Source organism: Nocardioides sp. Root240, assembly GCF_001428825.1.
Taxonomy (GTDB): Bacteria; Actinomycetota; Actinomycetes; order Propionibacteriales; family Nocardioidaceae; genus Nocardioides.
The window spans coordinates 276,189-296,041 of record NZ_LMIT01000011.1; the positions used below are offsets into that span (position 1 = coordinate 276,189).

Sequence of the window (19,853 nt, forward strand, 5' to 3'; positions counted from 1 at the left end):
GGAACTGCTTCAGAACTGCAGAGGCAGGTTGTCGATGAGCCGGGTCGTGCCGACCCGTGCCGCGACGAGGACGCGGCCCTCGGTGCCCGCGTCGGGGTAGTCCGGCAGCTCGCCGAGCCCCGTGGTGGTGAGGGCGAGGTAGTCGAGCTCGACGCCCGGCGCCGCCGCCTTGAGGATGTTCATCGCGGCCCAGCGTGCCGCCGGGACGCCGTACGCCGCCCGCTCCTGCGCCGCGCGCAGCGCCCGGCTGAGGGCGACCGCCTGCTGGCGCTGCTCGGCGTCGAGGTAGCGGTTGCGGCTCGAGCGGGCCAACCCGTCGGGCTCGCGGTCGGTCGCACCACCGACGATCTCGATGCCCATGCAGAGGTCGGCGACCATTCGGCGGATCAGGGCGAGCTGCTGGTAGTCCTTCTCGCCGAAGACCGCGACGTCCGGCCGGACCAGGCCGAACAGCTTGGCGACGACCGTCAGCACGCCGCGGAAGTGGCCCGGACGGCTGGCGCCCTCGAACAGGTCGGCCAGCGGGCCGGGCTGGACGGTAACGGCCTCGGTCGCTGCACCGTCGTGCGGGACGCCGTCGGGGTACATCTCGGCGACGACCGGCGCGAACACCACGTCGACCCCCGCCGCCCCCGACAGCTCGAGGTCGGCGTCGAAGGTGCGCGGGTAGCGGTCGAGGTCCTCGCCGGCGCCGAACTGCAGCGGGTTCACGAAGATCGAGACCACCACCGTCCCGTCGCCACCGGCGCGCTCGCGGGCGATGCGCATCAGCGACGCGTGGCCCTCGTGCAGCGCACCCATGGTGGGCACGAACACGACCGGTCCGCTCGCGCGGCGCGCGCCGAGCAGCGCGTCGAGGTCCGTCCGGCTGCGCGCGACAGCCGGGGTCGTGGTGACCCTCACGCGTTCTCCGTGCGGCCCAGGCGGCCCAGGCGGCCCAGCCGCGACGGGAGGGCGCGCCGGTCGCCGTACGCGCTGAGCACGGTGGCGATCTTCTGCGCCTGGATCGGGAGGAGGCGGCCGTCGGTGACGGAGCGGTCGAGGGTGGCCCACGCCATCGCGACGTACGACGGCAGCGTGTCGGGCGCGTTGGTGGAGATGTCCTTGAGATGCGCCGCGACGGTCTGCACGTCGCCGCGGACGATCGGGCCGGTCAGGGCCGCGTCGCCGTGCTCGAGGGCGTTGTCGAGGGCCGCGTCGAGCAGCGGGCGCAGGGTGCCGGCCGGGTCGTCGACGCCGGCGGCGGCCAGCAGGCCCATCGCCTCGCTGACGAGGGTGACCAGGTGGTTGGCGCCGTGGGCGAGGCCCGCGTGGTAGAGCGTGCGCATCTGCTCGGGCACCCAGTTGGCACGACCGCCGAGGTCGGCCACGAGCTGCTCGGCGAGGTCGTGCTCGGCCGGGCCGGCGGTGAGGCCGAAGACGCAGCCGTGGAGGCGCTCGATGTCGACGGCCGTGCCGGTGAAGGTCATCGCCGGGTGCAGCGCGATGATCCGCGCACCGACGGCGGCGGCCGGCGCGAGCACGGCGAGGCCGTGGCGGCCCGAGGTGTGCGCGACGACCTGGCCCTCGCGGATGGCGCCGCTGTCGGACAGCACACGCACCACGTTCGGGAGCATGTCGTCGGGCACGGTCAGCAGCAGGAGGTCGGCCGCCCGGGCGACGTCGCTCGGCTTGTGCAGCGGGACACCGGGCAGCAGCTCGGCGGCACGGCGGCGGGAGGCGTCGGACTCACCGGCGGCGGCGACGACGGGGTGGCCGGCAGCGCGGAGACCCGCGGCCAGGACAGCGCCGACGCGACCCGCGCCGACAACACCCACGCGCCGACCGGACGCGTCGGTTTGCGGCGTCGCGAGCGGCGTCAGATGGGTCTGCTGACCAGGCGTCCGATGCGAAGGCAGGCTGGGCGCCTGGTGAGCGTCGGCAACGCAGTCAGCGGGCCCAGCTGGCGTCGCGCAGCAGGCGGAAAGCGACGTGTCCGGGCGCGGCTTCGTGGACATCGTGAACCTTTCGTTCCCGTCCCGCCGACCACTGCCGCCCGGGGGCGTCAGCCGGTGTGGGTACCGGACGTTGTGCTCAAGAGGTGCGCCCCGGGGTTCCGGGACGAGTCAACGGTACGCCGCCGCGGAGGCTCGCGGAAACGGTTCCGACCGGTGGTTTGGGTCACACGGTCCCGGGGGCCGTGAGGATCAGGCCGTGCGGCCCTTCTGCCAGGCCCGCGCGGCGGCGCGCTCGGCCTGCAGCTCGCTAGTGAGGACGTCGAGCTCGGCCTCGAGCTCGGCGACCCGGACGACGGCCTGCTGGGCCCGCTCGTCAGCGTCGGCGAGGCGGCCCGTGAGCCGCTCGAGCTCGCGCTGGGTCTCGTCGGCACGGTCGCGGAACTCCGAGACCTCGCGACGGGCGTCGGCCAGCTCGGAGGCGGCATCGCCCAGGCGCTTCTCGAGCCGGGAGATGGTGGCGTCGCGGCGGGCGAGCTTGCCCGTCATGTCGGCGGCGAACTCGACGTTCTCCGCCGTACGGGCCTCGGTGAGGCCGGCGTAGGCCCGGGCCTGCTGCGCACGGTCGCGCGCGGCCTCCTCGCGGGAGTCCATCAGCTCGGAGTGGGTGATCTTGGTGGCGACGGCGCCGAGCACGACGGCCGTCAGGGCGGCGACGGTGACGAAGAGCCAGGATCCGGTCAGGGCCGTGGCGACGACGATGACTGCCGATCCCACGATGAGGAGCGCGGCGACCACGAGACGGGTCGACCGCTGGCGACGACGGTTGCCGACTGGGGAAGTCATACCAGCACGTTATGCCTCACAGGCGGGATGCGACGGGCGACACGCTCGTCACACCTGTCACAACAGCAACAGGGCCTCAGTGATCGGCGCCCTCGTCGTCGCGGACCCGGCAGGCCCGCTCGAGGAGCAGCGCGGCGACGAGCGCGACCACGCCGCAGCCCACGGCCGCGAGCGAACCGGTGATCCGCTGGTCGGCCTGCTCGGCGGCGTCACCGATCCAGCTGATGGCGTAGCCGGCGTACCCGCCCGAGACGAGAGCGGCGACCAGGGCGCTGGCACGGGCCAGGACCAGGCGGTTGACGGCCTGGTGGGCCTCCAGCCGCTCGTGGCGGACGTGGACGGCACGGTGGGTGATCCAGGCGACGTAGCCGAGGATGGCGCCGAGCAGGAGCAGGGCCAGGGGCTGGCCGACGGAGACCAGGGGCGGCACGAAGCCGAGCCGGTCCGCGACGGGGTGGAATCCCCAGCCGCCGACGACACCGACCACCGCCCAGCCGAGCAGGGTCAGGGCCGAGGTGGGCCGTACGGATCCGGACGGGGGCTCCGGCGGCCCGCCCGTGGAGCTCACTCGAGCTCGAGGACCAGGTCCGGGCGCGGGGTGAGGCCGTCGGTGCCGACCTTCGCCAGCAGCTCGGCGACCGGGCCGCGGTCGAGGAACTCGGCGTCCGGCTCGAGGTCGAGCCACGGCTGGAGGACGAAGGCGCGCTCGTGGGCCCGCGGGTGCGGGAGCTTGAGCTCCTCCTTGTCGCTGCGCCGGTCGCCGACGACGATCAGGTCGACGTCGAGCGTGCGGGGAGCGTTCTTGGTCTCGCTGCGCAGGCGGTCGAAGGCGTCCTCGATGGCCAGCGCGCGGTCGATCAGCCGGTGGGCCGACAGGGTGGTGTCGGCGAGGATCACCGCGTTGAGGAACGGCTGGGAGTCCGGCGGGCAGTCGACCGGCGCGGTCTCGTAGACCGGCGAGACGCCCGTGACCCAGACGTTGGGGGTGTCGGCCAGGGCGTCGACGCCGCCCTGGAGGTTGGTGAAGCGCTCACCGAGGTTGGAACCCAGCGCGATCACCATTCGCCGGATCGGCCGCATCTCGCCGGTGAGGGTGTCCGTGTCGATGATGTTCGGGTTCGGGGTCTCGGTCATGCTGGGGCCTCTTCCTTGCCGGTTCGGTTTCCCGCTGCGTCCCCCGCCTCACGGTGGCGGGTGATGGTCAGGCGCACGTCGGCGAACGTCGCCTGGATCGGCGCGTCCGGCTTGTGCACCGTCACTCGCGCCCATTCAACACGACGGTCCAACAGAACGACATCGGCTATCCGCTGGGCGAGGGTCTCGATGAGATCCACCGGGTCCCGCTCCACGGCGGCGACCACCCGGTCGACCAGTCCGCCGTAGTCCACGGTCTCGGCCAGGTCGTCGCTCGCGGCGGCAGGCCGGGTGTCGACACCCAGCGTGAGGTCGATCGTGAAGACCTGGCCGTCGCGGCGCTCGTGGTCGAAGACGCCGTGGTGGGCGAAGCACTCGATGCCGAGGATGCTCAGCTCGTCGGTCACCTGTGTTCATCCCCGGCGGTTCGTCGAAGGCGGCCCGTGTTCCGGGTGCGTGCATCGCAAGGCACCGGCGCGCAGCCATACCGGGTCGTCTCGCAAGCGTCGGCAACGCCGCGAGGTGCGTGCCCGGGACGCGGGGTGCCCGATGAACCTCCGGTGATGAACACCTAGTGCCTCTCGTGTCGCTCCGCTGCCCGAACAGCGGGTTGTCCGGACCACTGTGCCGCAACGGCCAAGGCGTCGCGGTGAGCGCGCACATCGTGGACCCTCAGGCACCAGACGGCGGTTCCGCCCAGGCCCGCGCTCAGCAGGGCGCTGATCGCGACACCGGCCGCCTCGCGCTCGCCGACCGGCCGGGGCTCGCCGTCGGGGCCCTCCAGCAGGCGGCCGAGGAAGGTCTTGCGGCTGGCGCCGACCAGCAGCGGGAAGCCGAGGGAGACCTCGTCGAGGTGGCGCAGCAGCTCCCAGTTGTGCTCGGCGAGCTTGGCGAAGCCCAGACCGGGGTCGAGGACGATGCGGTCCTCGGCCACGCCGGCCGCGCGGATCACCTCGACCCGCTGCTCGAGCTCCTCGGCGACGGCGCGGACCACGCCGCCGTCGTACTGCGTGAACTGCTGCATGGTGTCGCTGTGGGCGCGCCAGTGCATGGCGACGTAGGTCGCACCGGTCTGCGCGACGACGTCGAGGATCGCCGGGTCGGCGAGGCCGCCGGAGACGTCGTTGACGATGCTGGCGCCGGCAGCGAGGGCGCGGGCGGCGACCTCGGCCCGCATGGTGTCGACCGAGACCGTCGCGCCGCGGGCGGCGAGCGCCTCGATCACGGGTACGACGCGGTCGATCTCCTCCGCGAGCAGGGGCCGGGTCGCGCCCGGCCGGGTGGACTCGCCCCCGACGTCGAGGATGTCGGCGCCGTCGGCCAGCAGCTGGAGCCCGTGGGCGACGGCGCGCTCGGGGTCGTCGTACCGACCACCGTCGGAGAAGGAGTCGGGGGTGACGTTGACGACCCCCATCACGAGCGGCAGCCCAGTCATGGGCCGAGGCTATCGGGGCTCACGGGCGCGGACCGCCCGCAGGCCCGCCGGTCACGTGCTGCACGAAGCGACGGTAGAAGGCCGGCGTGTAGTGGAAGGGCGCCGGGCCCCACTGGTGCTGCGACGCCGCGAGCAGCTCGGCGTCGTCGTAGCGCCAGAACTGCTCGGGCTCGAGGTCCTGCTCCATGCGGGCGTGCACGCTCTCGAGGAACTCGTTGGACCGCCGGATCCGCTGCGGGTTGTAGAACGCGGGGAACTCGGCACCGGGGCCGTCGAACTCGGTCGCCCAGCGGACCCGGTTGATGCGCACCCGCTCCCGGATCCCGGCCGCGTCGACGGCCGCCACGAACCGGGCCCACGCGGCGGTCCACCGCGCGAGGGCGTCCGGGGTGTTGGGCCGGACCAGCTCGCAGTGGGAGATGTCGGCGCCGGCCGAGACGAACTCGCTCGACCGGGTCGCGGTCCCTCCGTCGGGAGCCACGACGAGGGCGAACCGCTCCTCGATGCAGTCGACGACGAGCAGGTCGACGTCGGCCGTCTCCAGCCACGGCACGAACGCCTTCTCGAGGTCCATCGCCACCACGGAACGCTGGAACGGCGAGCTGATGGCGGACAGGTCCACCCCGGTGAACGGCGTCGGCGACATGACGCTGGCCAGCGCGCTCCGGGCGAAGTACGCCGCCGGCTTGCCCAGCGCGTCCTCGTGGAGCCCGAAGGCGTCGCGGGAGACGCAGCTCCCGAGGATCCCGACCTTCACGCGCCGAGCACGACCGGTGTGCCGAAGGGCCACGCCGCGAGGATGACGGGCGAGAGGCGCTGACGGCCGGGGCCCGACACCTCCCAGGCCACCTCGGCCCAGCGGGCGTCGGCGGGCACGGGGACCTCGTTGACGGCGTTGGCGTCGGCCCGCACCTCACCGAGGGTCGTGCCGTCCTCGTCCTGGAACCGGAGGACGAGCACCACGTCGAGGTCGCCCCCGGAGCGCTGGGCGAATCGCGCGGTGCCCTCGCGCCACGACGACGCCCAGTCGCCGGTCAGGTCCAGACGGGCGGCACCGACGACCTGCGCGACCTCGCCCTCGTCGAGGCTCGACTGGATGACCGTCCAGCTGCCGTGGTGCGAGACCCGGAGACGCTCGTCGGGATCGGCGGGCAGGGCCGGCTCCAGCGCCTCGGGTACGACGACCGTCGCCTCACGCAGCGCCTGGTCGGCCACGACGGTCGCTGCCTGTGCCCAGACGTCGGCGACCGCGATGCCCTGGTCGATGGGCAGGTCCGCGGACGCGGCGGCAGCCTCGGCGAGGTCGGCGGCGCCGCCCTCGCAGTAGTCGAAGCGGTGCAGGGACAGCTGGGCGCCCCCGGACGGCACCGCGTCGCCCGTCAGCGCTTCGGCAGCGCGGATCCGCTCGGCAGCGGCCACGGTCACGAGGGCCCGGCGCAGCGGGAGCCCGCCGACCTCGACGTACGACGACGCGCCGGTCTCGACGAGACGGCCCTCCTCGAGGCGGTGGCGCCGGTCCTTGCCGACGACCTCCGCGGAGGAGTAGGTCCAGGCGTCCACGAGGTCGCGCAGGTAGTGCTCGCCGTACCAGTCGTCGCCGTGGAAGACAGCCACACCGTCGACCGTGCCGAACAACGCCGCGAGCGACGTGTCGGCGAGCTCGGCCGGGTCGAGCACGGTGACGTCCGCACCCGTGGCCCAGGCGCGGACCTCGTCAGCGGCGGAGACCAGTCGGACCTCGACCTCGACGCCCGTCTGCGCCCGTGCTGCCGCGACCTGGCGGACGGCCGTCGCGGGATCGTCGGTCGCGACCAGCACGCCGACGCGTGAACGGCTCTCCTCGACGGTGCGCCCCGTCACGGAGGCGACGACGTACGCGAGGCGATGGGCGTAGGTGTGCTCGCCGAGGACCTTGCGGACACCGAGCACCCGCAGCCGGTCCGTGCCGTCGGGGTCCGCCACCATCCTCGAGAGGATCTTCTCGATCTCCTCCGCGGAGTCCGACATGGGGACGAGGTCGGCGAAGAAGATGCCGATGGCGCGCGACCAGTTCGAGATGGTGACCGTGTTGGAGGCCAGCAGCTCGTAGACACGGCGCGCGAACATGGTCTGCGACCGCTTCACCGTGTTGATGTTGAGGCTGTAGCGATAGCCCTTGTAGGCCAGGTCCATCTCCTCCGGCCCCAGCGTCCCGACGACGTGGGAGCGGTACTCCTCGGGGAACTGCAGCTCGGGATAGGTGGTGCCGTAGTTGCGGTCGTAGATCTCGACCGGCATCGCGGCGATGGCACCGGTCACCGTCGCGCGGAGGTCGACCATCCGCTCGGGGTACTGCGCGTAGTAGCTGCCCGCGAACATCAGGGCGTCGCGGCGCTCGGTGATCTCGAGCGGGTTGTGCTGCCGCGGCTGCGCGGCGAAGGGCAGGAAGCCGACCCGCTGGTGGCCCAGGCGCAGCTGGTACTCGGTGAGCATGTCGAGGTCGCTGGTGAAGGCGTGGTCGACGGCGGCGGCCACCTCGACGTACCGCTCGAAGTGGACGGGGTCCTCCTTGTTCCAGAAGACCGTCGCCACACCGGCCGCGCGGGCCCAGTCGATGACGCTGCGGAGCTCGTCGCTGACCGGGCTGACCTTGTCGCGCCACGAACCGTCCTTGCCGCGCCAGGCGGACTCGATGAACACCAGGTCGGGATCGAAGCCCTCGAGCTCCTCGTGCCAGCCGGACGCCGAGATGTTCAGCAGGTCGCAGTCGGGCTCGAGGCACAGGCGCGTGAAGTCGTCGGCGATGGCCGCGACGCGCAGGCGACGACCGTCGGCGCGCTCCCGCAGCCGGGCCGCGGCGCGCTCAGCCGCCGCGGTGCGCTCCGCGAGCCCGGCCGGGTCGACGGCGAGGGTGGCGGCGAAGGTGGTCACCTCGGCCGCGGCGCGCACGGGGACGGACGGGGCGGCGGGCTGCTTCCTGGCCGGCGCCGGTGCGGCCGGCTTCGCCAGCCGGCGACGCAGCTTGCGCAACCGCCGCTCGAGCCGGATGCCCCGGCTCCCCTCCAGCTCGGCGACCCTGACCTTCAGGGAGTCGCGCTTGCGCTTGGCCTGGGCCAGCATCGCGTTGCGCTCCTGGAGACGCTGGCGCAGGGCGGAGGCCGTCTCCCGCGCCTTGTCGCGCTCGTTGCGGTAGCGCAACGCCTCGGCCTCGACGCGCTCGTAGGCGAGCTGCGCGGAGCGCAGGGCGCGCTGGACATCGCGGTCAGGTGTGGGCTCAGCGCTCACGCCGAACTCCTTCCGATCCCGGCTCGACGGTCGACGAAGGGTAGGGTCGCACGGCAGACCTCAGCGCCGGAGCACGCCTCCCCGGGGCAGTGTGCATCTCTCGGCTCCCTGAAGGAGAATTCTCATCGTGACCACCTCCCGCAGGCTGCTCGCCGCTGCCGCTCTCGTGATCGTCGCAGCGGTCGCGGGCGCCTTCGTCGCCGCGTCCGGGGACGCCGGCATGGCGATCGTGCTCGCCGCGGTCGGCCTCGGCGTCGGCCTCAACCTGCTCGTCTCGCTCCTGCTGCTCTCCCAGCTGCGCCACCTCGGCGGAGAGGTGGCGGCGCTGCGCCGCGGTGCCGGCCGCCAGCGCCGGATGACGCGCCGTGTGCAGCAGGAGCTGAGGCGCGCCCACGAGCGCCTGGCCCGCCACCGGAAGGTCCTCGACCGCACCGAGGAGCGGGTCCGTGGCGTGCGGGTCCAGCAGAACCAGGACTACTACCGGCGCGTGGCCGAGGGCCGCGTCCTGCGCGGGCAGCTGCAGGAGACCGTCCGCCTCTTCGCGACCTACCCGATGAGCGCCCAGGTCCCGCCGATGGGCCACTGGGCGGCCTCACCCGACCTGGTCGGCGCCCTCCTGGACGAGTTCCTCGACAAGCGCCCCGGCCTCGTGGTCGAGTGCGGCAGCGGCGTCTCGACCCTGTGGCTCGCGACGGCGGCGCGCCAGCACGGCGTACCGACCCGGATCGTGGCGCTCGAGCACGACGCGGAGTACGCCCAGGAGAGCCGCGCGCTGCTGGCCCGCCACGGTCTCAGCGACATCGCCGAGGTCCGCGACGCCCCGCTGCAGGTCGTGGACGTCGAGGGCACCGATCGGACCTGGTACGCGCCGTCCGCGGTCGAGGACCTCCACGACATCGGCCTGCTGTTCGTCGACGGACCGCCGACCTCCACCGGCGAGCACGCCCGCTACCCCGCGCTCCCCGTGCTCCAGGACCAGCTGGCCCCGACGTGCAGCATCGTGCTGGACGACATGATCCGCGAGGACGAGCAGCAGGTCGCCCAGCTCTGGCACGACCGTCTGCCGGACCTCAGCCGCACCGACCTGCGCCTGGAGAAGGGCGCGACGATCTTCCGCCGGGGCTAGGAGACTGCCTGGCGCGCGGCCAGGAACTCCGTCAGCACGTGGGCGATCCGCTCCCCGGCGCGCCCGTCCCACAGCGGGGGTACGACGTCGGGCCGGTCGGCCTTCGCCGCCAGGGCCTCGCGGTAGCTCGTCAGCAGGTTGTCGGCCGTCACCAGCCGGTTGGTGCCGTGGGTGATGGTCACCGGACGCTCGGTGTTGGGCCGCAGCGTCAGGCACGGCACGCCGAGCACGGTGGTCTCCTCCTGCACGCCGCCGGAGTCGGTCACCACCGCCGCGCTGCCCCGGACCAGGCCGAGGAAGTCGCGGTAGCCGAGCGGGTCGGTGGCGAGCACGCGCGGGTGCTCGAAGAGGCCGGACGCCTCGAGCCGGGCACGGCCGCGCGGGTGGACCGGCAGCACCAGGTCGAGCTCGTCGGCGAGCTCCCGCAGCGCGGCGACGAGCGGGGCCAGTGAGGCCGGGTCGTCGACGTTGCCCGGACGGTGCAGGGTCACGACGCCGTACCGCTCCGGGAGGCCGAGCTCGTCGGCCTTCGCACGCGGGTCGATGGCGGGCAGCTGCTTGAGCAGGGTGTCGATCATCGGGTTGCCGACCAGGTGGATCCGCTCCGCCGGGACGCCCTCGGAGCCCAGGTGGGCGATGGCGTCGGCGCTGGTGGCGAGCAGGACGTCGCAGAGCCGGTCGGTGACGACGCGGTTGATCTCCTCGGGCATCGTCCAGTCGAAGCTGCGCAGGCCGGCCTCGACGTGGGCGACGGCGATGCCGAGCTTGGAGGCGACCAGGCTGGCGGCGAGCGTGGAGTTCACGTCGCCGTACACGACGACGAGGTCGGGGCGCTGCTCGAGCACGACCTGCTCGAGCGCGGTCATCATCGCCGCGGTCTGCGCGGCGTGGCTGCCGGAGCCGACGCCGAGGTTGATGTCCGGCAGCGGCAGTTCGAGCTCACGGAAGAACACGGCCGACATGTTGTCGTCGTAGTGCTGGCCGGTGTGGACGAGCTGTTGGCGTACGCCGCGGGCGGCGAGGGCCGCCATCACGGGAGCCGCCTTGGGGAAGTTCGGCCGGGCGCCGGTGATGTGGAGCACCAGGGGTGGCATTGTTTCCTCTGCTTGTCAGCCGAGCTGGCGGCGAGCCAGCACACGAGCACCGGGAGTTGAATCGATGCCCACCCTAGTCGTCGTCGGACTCGGCTACGTCGGCCTGCCCCTCGCACAGCTCGCGACCCGTCGGGGCGTGACCACCGTGGGCCTCGACACCTCCACGCGCGTCACCGACCAGCTCAACGCCGGCCGCTCCCACGTCGACGACATCTCCGACGACGAGGTCGCCACGATGGTCGCGCAGGGCTTCACCGCGACCACCGACGACGCCGTGCTCGCCGACGCCGACACCGTCGTGGTGTGCGTGCCCACCCCGCTCTCCTCCGACGGCGGCCCCGACCTGTCGATGGTCACCTCCGCGATGACCACCATCGGCCGCCGGCTGACCGCGGGGACCCTGGTCGTCCTCGAGTCGACGACCTACCCCGGTACGACGGAGGAGCTGGTCCGCCCGCTGCTCGAGGAGGCCTCCGGCCTGCGCGCCGGCGAGGACTTCTCGCTCGCCTTCTCCCCCGAGCGGGTCGACCCCGGCAACCAGACCTACACCGTCGAGAACACCCCCAAGATCGTCGGCGGCACGACACCCTCGTGCACGAAGCGCGCCGCCGAGTTCTACGGCGCCCTCGTCGACGAGGTCGTGCTCGCCAAGGGCACCCGCGAGGCCGAGATGGCCAAGCTGCTCGAGAACACCTACCGCCACGTCAACATCGCCCTCGTCAACGAGATGGTGCGCTTCAGCCACGAGCTCGACATCGACTTCTGGGACGTCATCGGCCTCGCCAGCACCAAGCCGTTCGGCTTCCAGGCCTTCTGGCCCGGCCCGGGCGTCGGCGGCCACTGCATCCCGATCGACCCGAACTACCTCTCCCACCGCGTCCAGGAGAAGCTCGGCTACCCGTTCCGCTTCGTGGAGCTGGCCCAGGAGATCAACGCGACGATGCCGCGCTACGTCGTCCAGCGCATCCAGTCGCTGCTCAACGACGAGGGCCGCGCCGTGAAGGGGTCGACGATCCTGCTCCTCGGCGTCACCTACAAGCCCAACATCGCCGACCAGCGCGAGACGCCCGCCCAGCCGCTCGCCGAGCACCTGCTCCAGCTCGGCGCGACGGTCCAGTACTTCGACCCGTACGTCGAGCACTGGCGCGTCGAGGGCACCACCGCCGTACCGGACCCGGTGGAGGCGGCCCGCACCGCCGACCTGACGGTGCTGGTGCAGGTGCACGACGCGTTCGACGTACCGGAGCTGGTGGGTGCGGCGAAGCGGTTCTTCGACCTGCGCGGCGCGACGACCGACGGCACCGAGCGGCTCTGAGCCGACCCCTGGGACGAGAGCCGGTCAGCCGCGGGGGCTGTGGATCAACGCCATCGCCTCGGCCCGGGTGGAGGGCTCGGTGAGGAAGGTGCCGCGGACGGCGGAGGTGATCGTGCGGGCGCCGGCCTTGCGGACACCGCGCATGGTCATGCAGAGGTGCTCGGCCTCGATCACGACGATCACGCCGCGGGCCTCGAGGATCTCCATCAGCGAGTCCGCGACCTGGGTCGTCAGCCGCTCCTGGACCTGGGGGCGCTTGGCGTAAACGTCGACCAGGCGGGCCAGCTTCGACAACCCGGTGATCTTGCCGGTCTCGGCCGGGATGTAGCCGACGTGGGCGACACCCGTGAACGGGACGAGGTGGTGCTCGCACATCGACCAGAGCTCGATGTCGCGGACCAGCACCATCTCGTCGTGGCCGAGGTCGAAGGTCGTGGTGAGCACGTCCTCGGCGGTCATCCGGAGGCCGGAGGTCACCTCGGCGTACGCGCGGGCGACCCGGGCGGGGGTCTCGCGGAGGCCCTCACGGTCGGGGTCCTCGCCGATGGCGATCAGCAGCTCGCGCACGGCGGCGGCGGCCCGCTCCTGGTCGAAGGCGGGTACGTCGGCGGGCTCCCGGTCGGGAGTCGAGATCGCGTCGGTCATCAGGTGCCGGCGGTGGGTGCCGGCGGCTGCGGGTCGGTCGGCGGGGCCGTCGGCGTCCCGCCGTAGACGTCGCCACCCGGGCCCGGAGGCGTCAGGATCTGGCCGTTGTCGGGCTCGGCCGCGGGCGCCTGACCGTTCTGCTCGGCGCGACGGCGGATCTCCTCGGGGATCTCCACCGGCGGGATCGTGGAGGGCACGCGGTTGGGCGAGCCGGTCCAGGCCGGGCGCTCGGGACGGCGACGGAGGGCGGTGAAGACCTCCGCGACCTGCTCCTTGTCGAGCGTCTCCTTGTCGAGCAGCGCGAGAACGAGGGCGTCGAGCACGTCGCGGTTCTCGACCAGGATGTCGAAGGCCTCCTGGTGCGCCGTGGCGAGGAAGTTCTTCGTCTCCTCGTCGATGATGGCGGCGACGTCCTCGGAGTAGTTGCGCTGGTGGCCCATGTCGCGGCCCAGGAAGGGCTCCGAGTTGGAGTCGCCGAGCTTGATCGCGCCGAGCCGGTCGGTCATGCCGTACTGGGTGACCATCGCGCGGGCCAGCGAGGTGGCCTTCTCGATGTCGTTGCCGGCGCCGGTGGTCGGGTCGTGGAAGATCAGCTCCTCCGCAGCCCGGCCGCCCAGCATGTAGGCGAGCTTGTCGAGCATCTCCGAGCGGGTCTGGGAATACTTGTCCTCGTCGGGCAGCACCATCGTGTAGCCGAGGGCCCGGCCGCGGGGCAGGATCGTGATCTTGTGGACCGGGTCGGTGCCCGGCAGCGCCGCCGCGACGAGGGCGTGGCCACCCTCGTGGTAGGCGGTGATCAGCTTCTCCTTCTCCGACATCAGCCGCGAGTTGCGCTGCGGGCCGGCGACGACGCGGTCGATGGCCTCGTCGAGGGTCTCGGCCGTGATCACCTTCAGGCCGTTGCGGGCGGTCAGCAGCGCCGCCTCGTTGAGGACGTTGGCCAGGTCGGCACCCGAGAAGCCGGGGGTACGACGCGCGACCGACATCAGCTGGACGTCGGGGCCGAGCGGCTTGCCCCGCGAGTGGACCTCGAGGATCCGCTTGCGGCCGGCGAGGTCCGGCGCGTCGACCTGGATCTGGCGGTCGAAGCGGCCCGGGCGCAGCAGCGCCGGGTCGAGGACGTCGGGCCGGTTGGTGGCCGCGATCAGGATGACCCCGCCGCGGACGTCGAAGCCGTCCATCTCGACGAGGAGCTGGTTGAGCGTCTGCTCACGCTCGTCGTGACCGCCGCCCATGCCGGCGCCGCGGTGGCGACCGACGGCGTCGATCTCGTCGATGAAGACGATCGCGGGGGCGTTCTCCTTGGCCTGCTCGAACAGGTCGCGCACGCGGGAGGCACCGACACCGACGAACATCTCGACGAAGTCCGAGCCGGAGATGGAGTAGAACGGGACGCCCGCCTCGCCGGCGACGGCGCGCGCGAGCAGGGTCTTGCCGGTGCCCGGAGGACCGTAGAGCAGGACGCCCTTGGGGATCTTGGCGCCGACGGCCTGGAACTTGCCGGGCTCCTGGAGGAACTCCTTGATCTCCCCGAGCTCCTCGATCGCCTCGTCGCACCCGGCGACGTCGGCGAAGGTGGTCTTGGGCATGTCCTTGCTGATCATCTTGGCCTTGGACTTGCCGAACTGCATGACGCCCCGGCCACCGCCCTGGACATTGTTCATCAAGAAGATGAACAGCAAGATGATCAGCGCGAACGGCAGCAGCGTCGCGAGCAGCGAGCCGAGCAGGCTGGGCTGCGGGTTCTTCGAGTTGGCCTCGGCGATCGTGCCCTTGTCGACCTGCTCCTTGACCGCAGCGAGGATCGTCTCCTGCTCGCCCTGGATGTAGTGCGAGAGCACCTTGTCGCCGGAGTCACGGGTGCCCTTGTCGAGGGTCGCCTCGATGGACTGGTCACCGTCGATGAAGGTGATGTCCTTGACCTGGCCCTCGGCGATGTACTTCTCGAGCTTCGAGGTCGGGACCTCGTCGAACCCGCCTCCGGGCGCGAGGAACTCGAGAGCGAGGACGACGGTCACCACCGCCACCACGATCCAGAGCCAAGGCCCCCTGAAAACGCGCTTCACAGACTTACCCGCTCCCCATTCAACGTCAGGATCAGACGACGGTACACGTCATCGCCTGCGCCATTCTGACGGGTCCGTGGTTGGACCGGCCCCGAATCACGAGTAGACGGCCGGCGAGAGGGTCCCGATGTCACGCAGGTTGCGGTAGCGCTCGCGGTAGTCGAGGCCGTAGCCGACGACGAACTCGTTGGGGATGTCCCACCCGACGTACTTGGCCTTGACGGGCATCTGGAGCGCCTCCGGCTTGCGCAGGAGGGTCGCGATCTCGACGCTCGCCGGTCCGCGGGAGCCGAGGTTCGAGGTCAGCCAGGACAGGGTCAGGCCGGTGTCGATGATCTCGTCGACGATCAGGACGTGGCGCCCGGTGATGTCGGCGTCGAGGTCCTTGAGGATCCGGACCACGCCGGAGGACTTGGTGCCGGAGCCGTAGGACGACACGGCCATCCAGTCCATCTCGACGTGCTTGTTGAGCGAGCGCGAGAGGTCGGCCATGACCATGACCGCACCGCGCAGGACGCCGACGAGGACAAGGTCCAAGCCGTCGTAGTCACGCTCGATCTCGACCGCCAGCTCCTTGATCCGATCCTGGATCTGGGCCTCGGTGAAGAGCACCTCGACCAGGTCGTCCGCGACGTCATCAGCGTGCATGGGCGTCAGCCTGCCACAGGGGTCGGGCGGAAGCAGAGGTGGGCGCCGTCGCGGTACGCCGTGACGTGGCCGGGGAGCTGGACCTCGCCGCTGATCGCCCCCTGGGCGAGCTGGTGGAGGGCCGTGACGTGGACGTGGAAGAGCTCCGCGTCGCGGGCTCCCGCGGCCAGCGCGGCCAGGCGCAGCACCCTCGTGGCGAGGGCGGGGAGGAGCTCGTCGAGCTCGTCCAGGGGGAGCTCCGGAGCTTGCGTCATAGGTTCCGTGGGCTCCAGCCCACGGAACCTATGACGTTGCGTCGAGATGCGCTGGTAGGCGGCGTCGGCGAGCGCGTCGAGCGCCTCGACGTCGGCGCGGACCTGGTCGGCGGTCCGGGCGAGGGTGGCGGCGATGCCGGGGCCGAGCTCGTCCTCCAGCACGGGCAGGACCCGCTGCCGGACGCGTACCCGGGCGTACCCCGGGTCGGCGTTGTGGGGGTCGTCCCAGAACTCGATGCCCTCGGCGAGGCAGGCGGCGACGGTGTCGGCGCGGGCGACGTCGAGCAGGGGGCGTTCGTAGTGGTCGAACGCCCGGCGCATGCCGGCGATGCTCCGGGCGCCGGAGCCGCGGGCCAGCCCGAGCAGCACGGTCTCGGCCTGGTCGTCGCGGGTGTGGCCGAGCAGCACGCCGACCGCGCCGAAGTGGGCGCGCATCTGCTCGAGCACGTCGTAGCGGGCCCGGCGGGCGGCTGCCTCCATGCCGAGCCCGGCCGGGTCGACCTGCACCCGGGCGGCGGCGGTCTCGTCGACGCCGAGCACGGCCATCTGCTGCACGACGCGCGCGGCGTGCTCCGCCGAGCCCTCCTGCAGGCCGTGGTCGACGGTCACGCCGATCACCCGGAGGCCCTGCTTGCGCCCCTCGAACACCGCGGCGCTCAGCAGGGCGAGGGAGTCGGCCCCGCCGGAGCAGGCCACCAGGACGGCGTGGCCGGCGTCGTGGCGGGTCAGCGCCCGTCGTACGCCCTGACGGACGGCGGCGACGGCGGGGTGGAGGCCCATCAGGGCACGCCCTAGGCCAGGACGCGCCGGACCCAGCCCTCGGGGTCGGCCAGCTCGGCCTTGCCGGGGAGGTTCTCGGGCGCGGCCCAGACGGCGTTGAACTCCTCCATGCCGACCTTGTCGACCACCGCACGGACGAACTGCGCGCCGTCGCGGTACTGCGCCATCTTGGCCTCGAGACCGAGCAGGCGGCGCAGGATCCGGTCGAGGGCGCCGACGCCCTGGCGGCGCTGGGTGAACTTGCGGCGGATCCGCTCGACGCTCGGGATCACGGTCGGGCCGACGTCGTCCATCACCACGTCGGCGTGGCCCTCGAGCAGCGACATCATCCCGGTGACGCGGTCGAGCACGACGCGCTGCTCGGGCGTGCTGAACATGTCGACGATGCTGCCGCCGTTGCGCGCGGCCTTCATCGCCTCGGAGATCCGCTCGACGCCGCCCTCGAGGAGGCCGGCCGGGTCGACGGCGTCGCTGAGCGCCTGGATCTCGGAGAACAGGTGGTCGCGCATCCACGGTACGGCCGTGAACTGCACGCGGTGGGTCTCCTCGTGGAGGCAGACCCACAGCCGGAAGTCGTGCGGGTCGACCTCGAGCTCGCGCTCGACGTGGACGATGTTGGGCGCCACCAGCAGCAGCCGGCCGTACGGCGGGTGGAACGGGTCGAACTGGCCGAGCACCTTGCCGGCGAGGAAGCCCAGCAGGCCTCCGACCTCGGCGCCGGTCACCTTCGAGCCGACCTTGATCGCCAGGCCCGACGGCGGCTTGTTGGCCACCATCTTCTCGACCATCGGGCGGGTGGCGACCGCGAAGCCCTCCGCGTTCGCCTGCACCCAGCCCGCGCGGTCGACCACGAGGATCGGCGCGGTGCCGTCAGGGGCGTCGAGGCCGGTGAACTCGCGCACCAGGCCCGTCGAGCGGTGGGCGCCCGCGCGCAGCTCGGCCACGGCGTCCCCGGCCTCCGCCCGGGTGACCGTCGGGCCGTCGCCGGCCAGGCGGCTGCCCAGGGAGACGGCGAGGCCCCAGTCGATCATCGGGGGCAGCTCGGACGCGGGTGCGGACATGGAGGAAGCCTAGACGGGGGCTGTTCGGGGATCGGGCGGCCGCGTCAGCGGCCGCAGCTGCAGGCGCCCAGCCCCGCCGCGGCGTCGTCCATCGCGACCCGCGCGAGCATCGACTTCGCGTCCTTGACCTGGTCGGCCATCAACGCGAACGCCATCAGGTTCCCGTCGCGGTCGACCGCGATCCCGGCGAGGGAGGTGACGCCGGTGAGGGTGCCGGTCTTGGCGCGGACCCGGCCGCGACCGGCGGCGGGACCGTGGTCCATCCGGTCGGCGAGCGAGCCGGTGTAGCCGGCGACGGGAAGCGCCGCGAGCAGGGGGCGCAGGCCGGGCTGGTCGGCGGAGGCGGCCCAGCGCAGGACGTCGACGAGCACCTGCGGCGCGAGGCGGTTGCTGCGCGACAGGCCGCTGCCGTCGTGGAGGACGGACCTGCCGAGATCGATGCCGTTGGCGCCGAGGACGCGGCGCACCGAGCGCTGGCCGGCGAGGAAGGAGCCCTCGCCCTGGTCGGCGACACCGATCTGGCGCAGCAGCACCTCGGCGGCGTTGTTGTCGCTGACCTCGACCAGGCGCTGGACGATCTGCGCGACCGTCGGGCTGGTGACGTGGGCGACCGGGGCCGCAGCCGGAGCGGCAGACGTCGCGGAGGTCGGGCCCGTGACGCGGACGCCCGCCCGGACCAGCTGCTTGCGGAACTCCTCCGCCGCGGTCAGCGCCGGCTGCTCCACGCGGGTGCTGCCGTCGGCGGTGCGGCCCTCGTCGAGCCACAGCGCGCTGACCGGGGACACCTCGCTGGGGAAGTAGTCGGCCTTCCAGCGCGGGTTGAACGCCGGGCCGGAGAAGAGCGTGTCGTCGTACCCGAACCGGACGGCGCGGACACCGTCGGCACGCAGCGTGCGGGCGGTGCTGCGGGCGAGGGTGCGGATGTCGGCGCGCTTCGGCTCGTACGTCGGGCTGGCCGGGTCGGCGGTGGACGCGGGGGTTCGGGTGAGGAAGGGGTCGCCGCCGCCGACGAGGACCAGGCGCGGCGTCGTACCGCCGGGCTCGAGGACGGTCGACGTGGCGAAGGTGTGCTCGGGGCCCAGGAGGAAGAGCGCCACCGCGGACGTGACCAGCTTGGTGGTCGAGGCGGGCATGGCGAGCGCGGAGCCCTCGACGGACTCGTAGGTGAGGTCGGTGCCGGACAGCGGCCCGACCGCGGCGAGCACGTGGCGGCCGAGGTCCTTGCTGTCCAACCGGGCGAGCGCGGCCCGGACCGCCGCCCGGTCGAGCAGGGCGGACGCGGCGGCGGGACGGGCCAGCACGCCCGGCCGCACGACCTCCGGTACGTCGACCTGCGGGGGCGGCGCGACCGCGGCCGGATCAGCGGGTGGCTCCCCGGTGTCGGAGCGCAGGTCGTGCCACCAGTCCTCGGCGACGCCGGTCTGCCAGGCGACCCCACCACCGGCGAGGAGGGCGACCGCGACCGCGCCCGCGACGACCTTCCGAGCACGCCTCGGGCGCTCCTCCCGGCGGCGACTGCTGTCACCCTTGCCCACGGCGCTCCCTCTCGACTGGCTCCCCGACTGCGCGTTCGGGGACATTGTGCGGGACAATGTGCCCGACAGCGGCGCGGGGGAGGCTCCCCAGGTACACCAGCGCCCCGGCCGGCCCGCCACACAGCGGGCAAATGAAACATGTGTGGAGGAAGCCAGTGCTGGAGTTCGACGTCCTCGTGGAGATCCCCAAGGGGAGCCGCAACAAGTACGAGGTCGACCACGAGTCCGGGCGCATGCGCCTCGACCGCTTCCTCTTCACCTCGACGATGTACCCGGCCGACTACGGCTACATCGAGGACACCCTCGGCCAGGACGGCGACCCGCTGGACGCCCTCGTCCTGCTGCAGGAGCCGACCTTCCCGGGCTGCCTGATCAAGTGCCGCGCGATCGGCATGTTCCGCATGACGGACGAGGCCGGCGGCGACGACAAGGTCCTCTGCGTCCCCGCGGGCGACCCGCGCATGGAGCACCTGCGCGACATCAACCACGTGCCGAACTTCGACCGGCTCGAGATCCAGCACTTCTTCGAGGTCTACAAGGACCTCGAGCCCGGCAAGTCCGTCGAGGGCGCCGACTGGGTCGGCCGCGCCGAGGCCGAGCTGGAGATCCAGGCGTCCTTCGAGCGGTTCAAGGTCGACGGCCACTGAGTCGTCTCGGCGCTCGCTTCGCTCGCGCATGTCGAGCGCCCTCTTGACGCGAGGTCTTCCCTCGCTGCG

Annotated in this window: 19 protein-coding genes; 3 read left to right on the forward strand and 16 right to left on the reverse strand. The window is 72.5% G+C overall.

Annotated features, from left to right (window positions below; all coding sequences use genetic code 11):
* Nucleotides 1-9 precede the first annotated feature (9 nt).
* The 9 genes from panC to ASE20_RS15410 form a co-directional block, all read right to left on the reverse strand.
* Nucleotides 10-903, reverse strand: a complete 894-nt coding sequence (gene panC, locus ASE20_RS15370) for a pantoate--beta-alanine ligase (protein WP_056895441.1) — start codon at nt 901-903, stop codon at nt 10-12.
* Entirely contained in the window at nt 900-1,817 is a 918-nt protein-coding gene (locus ASE20_RS15375) for a DUF2520 domain-containing protein (protein WP_235538824.1), read from the reverse strand. The genes panC and ASE20_RS15375 overlap by 4 nt, the downstream gene beginning before the upstream one ends.
* 369 nt (nt 1,818-2,186) lie before the next feature.
* Nucleotides 2,187-2,780: a hypothetical protein gene (locus tag ASE20_RS15380; RefSeq protein ID WP_056895442.1), complete on the reverse strand. Its 594-nt coding sequence runs from the start codon at nt 2,778-2,780 to the stop codon at nt 2,187-2,189.
* Nucleotides 2,781-2,856: 76 nt separating this feature from the next.
* The gene (locus ASE20_RS15385; protein WP_082612463.1) at nt 2,857-3,348 is read right to left on the reverse strand and encodes a DUF3180 domain-containing protein; all 492 of its coding nucleotides are present in this window, start codon (nt 3,346-3,348) and stop codon (nt 2,857-2,859) included.
* Entirely contained in the window at nt 3,345-3,914 is a 570-nt protein-coding gene (gene folK / locus ASE20_RS15390) for a 2-amino-4-hydroxy-6-hydroxymethyldihydropteridine diphosphokinase (protein ID WP_056895443.1), read from the reverse strand. The genes ASE20_RS15385 and folK overlap by 4 nt, the downstream gene beginning before the upstream one ends.
* Nucleotides 3,911-4,321 (reverse strand): dihydroneopterin aldolase, encoded by a 411-nt coding sequence (folB, locus tag ASE20_RS15395; protein ID WP_056895444.1) that lies wholly within the window; start codon nt 4,319-4,321, stop codon nt 3,911-3,913. The genes folK and folB overlap by 4 nt, the downstream gene beginning before the upstream one ends.
* Nucleotides 4,322-4,485: 164 nt before the next feature.
* Nucleotides 4,486-5,349, reverse strand: coding sequence for a dihydropteroate synthase (gene folP, locus ASE20_RS15400; protein WP_056895445.1), 864 nt, complete (start codon nt 5,347-5,349; stop codon nt 4,486-4,488).
* A 19-nt stretch (nt 5,350-5,368) separates the two neighbouring features.
* Nucleotides 5,369-6,139: a DUF6270 domain-containing protein gene (locus ASE20_RS15405; RefSeq protein ID WP_157538471.1), complete on the reverse strand. Its 771-nt coding sequence runs from the start codon at nt 6,137-6,139 to the stop codon at nt 5,369-5,371.
* On the reverse strand, nt 6,103-8,613 hold the full coding sequence (locus ASE20_RS15410; RefSeq protein ID WP_056895447.1) for a glycosyltransferase family protein: 2,511 nt from the start codon (nt 8,611-8,613) through the stop codon (nt 6,103-6,105). Before ASE20_RS15410 ends, ASE20_RS15405 begins: the two co-directional genes overlap by 37 nt.
* A 127-nt stretch (nt 8,614-8,740) precedes the next feature.
* On the opposite strand from ASE20_RS15410, the gene ASE20_RS15415 reads away from it, so the two are divergent.
* A complete protein-coding gene (locus ASE20_RS15415) occupies nt 8,741-9,739 on the forward strand; it encodes a class I SAM-dependent methyltransferase (RefSeq protein WP_056895448.1) in 999 nt (332 codons plus the stop codon).
* On the opposite strand, the gene wecB is transcribed toward ASE20_RS15415, so the two are convergent.
* The gene (wecB, locus tag ASE20_RS15420; protein ID WP_225869059.1) at nt 9,736-10,821 is read right to left on the reverse strand and encodes a non-hydrolyzing UDP-N-acetylglucosamine 2-epimerase; all 1,086 of its coding nucleotides are present in this window, start codon (nt 10,819-10,821) and stop codon (nt 9,736-9,738) included. The two genes, ASE20_RS15415 and wecB, sit on opposite strands and share 4 nt — an antisense overlap.
* Nucleotides 10,822-10,897: 76 nt before the next feature.
* Here wecB and ASE20_RS15425 point away from each other — a divergent pair, with 76 nt between their 5' ends.
* Nucleotides 10,898-12,148: a nucleotide sugar dehydrogenase gene (locus ASE20_RS15425; protein WP_056895450.1), complete on the forward strand. Its 1,251-nt coding sequence runs from the start codon at nt 10,898-10,900 to the stop codon at nt 12,146-12,148.
* A gap of 24 nt (nt 12,149-12,172) precedes the next feature.
* Here the strand turns inward: ASE20_RS15425 and folE are convergent, their stop codons facing one another.
* From folE to dacB, 6 genes are all read right to left on the reverse strand, one after another.
* A complete protein-coding gene (folE, locus tag ASE20_RS15430) occupies nt 12,173-12,793 on the reverse strand; it encodes a GTP cyclohydrolase I FolE (protein ID WP_056895451.1) in 621 nt (206 codons plus the stop codon).
* Nucleotides 12,793-14,814: an ATP-dependent zinc metalloprotease FtsH gene (gene ftsH, locus ASE20_RS15435; protein ID WP_412778592.1), complete on the reverse strand. Its 2,022-nt coding sequence runs from the start codon at nt 14,812-14,814 to the stop codon at nt 12,793-12,795. Before ftsH ends, folE begins: the two co-directional genes overlap by 1 nt.
* Nucleotides 14,815-14,955: 141 nt before the next feature.
* Complete coding sequence (hpt, locus tag ASE20_RS15440; RefSeq protein WP_056895453.1) at nt 14,956-15,507, reverse strand: hypoxanthine phosphoribosyltransferase; 552 nt, start codon at nt 15,505-15,507, stop codon at nt 14,956-14,958.
* A 5-nt stretch (nt 15,508-15,512) separates the two neighbouring features.
* Nucleotides 15,513-16,541 carry a tRNA lysidine(34) synthetase TilS gene (tilS, locus tag ASE20_RS15445; RefSeq protein WP_056895454.1) on the reverse strand — a complete coding sequence of 343 codons (1,029 nt, stop codon included), beginning with the start codon at nt 16,539-16,541 and terminating at the stop codon, nt 15,513-15,515.
* Between the two features lie 11 nt (nt 16,542-16,552).
* Entirely contained in the window at nt 16,553-17,602 is a 1,050-nt protein-coding gene (locus tag ASE20_RS15450) for a zinc-dependent metalloprotease (protein WP_225869060.1), read from the reverse strand.
* A gap of 44 nt (nt 17,603-17,646) precedes the next feature.
* Nucleotides 17,647-19,137 carry a D-alanyl-D-alanine carboxypeptidase/D-alanyl-D-alanine-endopeptidase gene (gene dacB / locus ASE20_RS15455; RefSeq protein WP_056895455.1) on the reverse strand — a complete coding sequence of 497 codons (1,491 nt, stop codon included), beginning with the start codon at nt 19,135-19,137 and terminating at the stop codon, nt 17,647-17,649.
* Between the two features lie 158 nt (nt 19,138-19,295).
* Here dacB and ASE20_RS15460 point away from each other — a divergent pair, with 158 nt between their 5' ends.
* On the forward strand, nt 19,296-19,784 hold the full coding sequence (locus ASE20_RS15460; protein ID WP_056895638.1) for an inorganic diphosphatase: 489 nt from the start codon (nt 19,296-19,298) through the stop codon (nt 19,782-19,784).
* The last annotated feature ends 69 nt before the right edge of the window (nt 19,785-19,853 follow it).